General features: G+C 66.2%; 4 protein-coding genes and 1 pseudogene. All 5 read left to right on the top strand.

Annotated elements, in window-relative coordinates:
• The first annotated feature begins 376 nt into the window (after positions 1–376).
• Positions 377–1585, top strand: a complete 1209-nt coding sequence (locus tag DDE13_RS21915; RefSeq protein ID WP_111406326.1) for a flagellin — start codon at positions 377–379, stop codon at positions 1583–1585.
• Positions 1586–1684: 99 nt separating this feature from the next.
• Positions 1685–2053 carry a flagellar biosynthesis regulator FlaF gene (gene flaF / locus DDE13_RS21920; RefSeq protein ID WP_328587865.1) on the top strand — a complete coding sequence of 123 codons (369 nt, stop codon included), beginning with the start codon at positions 1685–1687 and terminating at the stop codon, positions 2051–2053.
• Positions 2050–2460, top strand: a complete 411-nt coding sequence (flbT, locus tag DDE13_RS21925) for a flagellar biosynthesis repressor FlbT (RefSeq protein WP_111406328.1) — start codon at positions 2050–2052, stop codon at positions 2458–2460. The genes flaF and flbT overlap by 4 nt, the downstream gene beginning before the upstream one ends.
• Positions 2457–3284 carry a DUF1217 domain-containing protein gene (locus DDE13_RS21930; protein WP_111406329.1) on the top strand — a complete coding sequence of 276 codons (828 nt, stop codon included), beginning with the start codon at positions 2457–2459 and terminating at the stop codon, positions 3282–3284. Before flbT ends, DDE13_RS21930 begins: the two co-directional genes overlap by 4 nt.
• Positions 3285–3631: 347 nt before the next feature.
• Positions 3632–4150 (top strand): annotated as a pseudogene (locus DDE13_RS21935) (capsular biosynthesis protein); the annotation flags it as partial.

Consider the following 4150-nt stretch of genomic DNA (forward strand, 5'->3'; position numbering starts at 1 on the left):
CGGATCGAACCTTGCGCTGCTGGCCGCCGCGCGGGAGGGAATCGCCGCCGCACAGGCGCGCCTGCACGAGCTGGAGCGGCTTGCGCGGGGTGCCGGCGGCTATGACCGGCGCGGCGCGCGTGTCGACGGCGCCGCCGATCCGCGCACGTTTCGGCGGGTGTGATGTGGATACGCCGAAACTGTTTAAAATGCCGGATAATCGGGGCTTGGCGTTTAGCATCCTCTTAGGAGTCGCGCCCCTATCACGGCCTTGCATCCGGACAGGATGGCGCGGCGCAGACCAACCGCCGCAGGCGTCAGAACGACGGAAACGCCGTGTTGCGGCACGGCCCATGCAGTCGGGGTGCAAAGCACCCGAAACGAGGATACAAGACCTATGTCCAGCATTCTGACGAATACCAGCGCGATGGTGGCCCTGCAGACGCTCAAGGGGATCAACAGCGGGCTGGAGAAGACACAGAGCGAGATCTCGACCGGCAAGTCGGTCGCGACCGCCAAGGACAACGCCGCGGTATGGGCGATCTCCAAGGTGATGGAATCCGACGTGACCGGGTTCCGTGCCATTTCCGACAGCCTCGCACTGGGCGAGTCCACCGTCGCGGTGGCACAGCAGGCATCCGAGGCGGTGACCGATCTTCTGACCCAGATGAAGGAAAAGATCGTCGCCGCCACCGGCGACAACGTGGATCGGGACAAGCTCAACAACGACGTGACGGCGCTCAAGGAGCAGATCGGTTCCGTCGTGCGGGCAGCGCAGTTCAACGGGCTCAACCTCGTCGATGGCGCGACGGCCAGCACGGACGTGCTGTCGTCGCTGGATCGCAGCAGCGGTGCGGTGACCGCGTCCTACATCACGGTGAATGGCGAGGACCTGTCCACGGGCGGCTATGTCGCGAAGGCGGCCTTTACCGGCACCGACGGCGTCGCCGCGGACGGGGCGGATTCCTTCGGCTTCTCGCTCGACGGCACGGGTGGTACCGACGACAGCGGCACGGTGGTGATCGCGGATCCGACCTATGAAGCCGGCGACAAGATCGCGCTGCAGATCGGCGACAAGAGCGTCAGCTACACGGTGACGGCGGATGATGTTGCGGCAACCACCACGGCCGATATCATTGCCGTGGGTCTGAAATCCGCGATCGAGGCGTCGGGCGCCGACGTGACGGTCGACTACGACAGCGGCAGCCCCGGCGAACTGGTCATCACCAACAATGCCACGACATCGCTTGCGATCAGTGGTCAGTTCACCAACACGGGGTCGGGTGGTCTTGGCGCCATGGCGGCCATCGACGTGACGACGCTCGGCGGTGCGCAGGCCGCACTCGGGACCATCGAGACGCTGACCCAGACGGCCATCGATGCATCGGCGGCGTTCGGGTCGAAGGCCAAGCAGATCGAGAGCCAGGCGGATTTCGTGTCCAAGCTGACGGACTCGTTCAAGGCCGGCATCGGCAGCATGGTCGACGCCAACATGGAAGAAGCCTCCGCCCGTTTGCAGGCGCTCCAGGTGCAGCAGCAGCTCGGCATCCAGGCGCTGTCGATCGCGAACCAGGCACCGCAGAACGTTCTGTCGCTCTTCCGCTGAAGCAAACCGGTGTGACGCCCTCGTGGCGTCACACCTTGAACGCAGGGGATGCGTTCGCCAGCGCCGTGCACAGTCCAGAAAGGGTAGCAGGTGACAGCAGTGGCTCAGGCTCGAAAGGCCTATGAAATTGGAAATCCGGCGCTTCGCAGCCCGCGCAGCACCGAGTACGAGGCATTTGCCCGGGTGACCCGGGCGCTCAAGTCCGCCGCAAGCCGCGATGCGCCGGGGAAGTCGGAAACCATCCGCGCCCTGCACGAGAATCGTCGGCTCTGGACCCTGCTCGCCGCGAGCGTGGCGGATGACGACAACGGGCTTCCCGACGATCTCCGCGCGCGCCTGTTCTATCTTTACGAATTCACCACGGTCCACACCCGCAGGGTCCTGCGGGGCGAGGCGGGGATCGACCCGCTGGTCGACGTGAACGCCGCCGTGATGGCGGGTCTGCGCGGTCCGGGTGGTGGAACATGACCGGGCTCGTGCTCAAGCTCGGACCCGGCGAGCGCATCCTGATCAACGGGGCGGTGATCGAGAACGGGGATCGCCGGACGCGGCTCAACATCGTGTCTCCGCATGCGAACATTCTTCGTCTGAAGGATGCAATCCATCCCGACGACGTCACGACCCCCGTCCGCAGGGTCTGCTACCTCGCACAGTTGATCCTTGCGGGCGACGCCGATCCTGCCGAGGCGCGAAAGCAGCTGCTGGTCGGGATCGAGCAGCTGAGCCAGGTATTCCTTGATCGCGACAGTCGCAACTGCCTCGCCGAAGCGACGGCCGCGGTGACCGAACGACAGTATTACCACGCGCTCAAGGCGCTGCGCGGGCTCTTGCCGCGCGAGTCGCGGCTGCTCGCCACGCTGGACGAACCGACGTGATCGCGCCCGTTCTCCCATTTGGCGGCGTGGCAGGATGGAACTTCCTGTCGAGGACCATAGAGACCCAGAAGGAGGTCGTGACCGCGTCGCCATCGACGCAGCGTGATCTCGCCTATTTCCGGGAACGCATCGGAAGCGTCGAGAGCGCACAGGACCTGGTGGAGGATTTCACGCTGATGAAGGTCGCGCTCGGCGCATTCGGCCTTCAGGACGACCAGGCGAATCGCTTCTTCATCGGTCGCGTGCTGGAGGAGGGAACCTTCGATCGCGGTAGCCTTGCGAACAGATTGAGCGACCCACGCTACAAGGCCCTGTCCGATGCATTCGGATTCGGTGACCTCGGCGGTCCTTGGACAAGCCTGCCGGGCTTTGCCGACCGGATCGTGTCCGCCTATCGCGACCAGACCTTCGAGGTCGCCGTGGGGAAGGTCGATTCCGACATGCGCCTTGCGCTTGGCATGTCGCGCGAGATCGACCGGATCGTCGACAGTTTCGATTCCGACGATGCACGCTGGTTCGGCGTGATCGGCGCCCCGCCGGTGCGCGCCGTCTTCGAGAAGGCGCTGGGTCTGCCCGAAAGCTTCGCCGGGCTGGATATCGACCGGCAGTTGTCCATTTTCCGGGCTCGTAGCGAGGATGTCTTCGGCGTTTCCGAAGTTTCGGATTTTGCCAGCCCCGAAACGCGCGATGCCCTGCGCGATCGTTTCCTGCTGATGTCGGAGCTTTCGGGGGGCGGGCCGCGAAGCGCGACTGCACCGATCATTTCGCTGTTCTCGGGTTCGGCGGGCGCGGCGTCCATCCTCCAGGTCCTGTATTCAAGATAAGGGCGACCGGACCGTACGGGGATTGCCCGTCCGTGCAGCCGCAATGCGGTCCGGTTGCAAAGCTGACCGGTGGTTTGAAAAGGGGACATGCCGCGAAGGGCTTCGTGGCGTGCCGCAGTGCTGAGAAAATGTCAGCGCGGGTTGCGCCGGTAACGGGCAATGGTATGTGCGGACATGGCGGTGCCGGTTCTTGCACCGTTCCGCTGCGCCGTTTTCAGGATCGCCTCGATGAACGCACCCCCAATTCAGACGCGTGTCCCCGGAGTGGATCCGCGCCGCTCCGAGCGCGCGCGCACCGCGTTGCGGTGGATGGGCGGCCATCCGGCGGATCGCGGGAACGGGCGCACGTGACGCGCGCGTCCTACATCGTTCTGCGCTATGGGCGGGCCGAGCCGGATGCGTTGCTGGACGCCGTGGTTCCGGAAGATGGTCCCGTGCAGCACGTGTCGGCGCGTGCCGTGCGGCTGCAAGGCTTCGCGCAGACGCCCGACCGTGCTGCGGAGAGCCTGCGACGGGCCCGCAGGCAACCCGGCCCCGGTCCGCACCGCTCATTGAAGCGCTGGCTCTACGCCCTGCAATACAATGCCTTTCGCGCGCGCATGGACGCCGCGCCGGGCACGGTGGCCATCGTCTGGAACGGGCTGACCGGCACGCGGCTTGCCTTTGCCGCGGCGGCCCGCGATGCGGGGCGGGCGTGCATTTTCGTGGAACGCGCGCCCCTTCCCGGACGCATCACGGTGGACCCGCGGGGCGTCAACGCGGCGTCCAGCCTTGCGCGCGACGCCGCGTTCTTCCGCGACTGGGCGCAACACACCCCGCGGCCCGCCGGGCCGGGCTGGCGGGCGCTCGGCGGCAGCCTGGTCGCG

Origin of the sequence: Meridianimarinicoccus zhengii, from assembly GCF_003254465.1 — a bacterium.
Lineage (GTDB): Bacteria > Pseudomonadota > Alphaproteobacteria > Rhodobacterales > Rhodobacteraceae > Meridianimarinicoccus > Meridianimarinicoccus zhengii.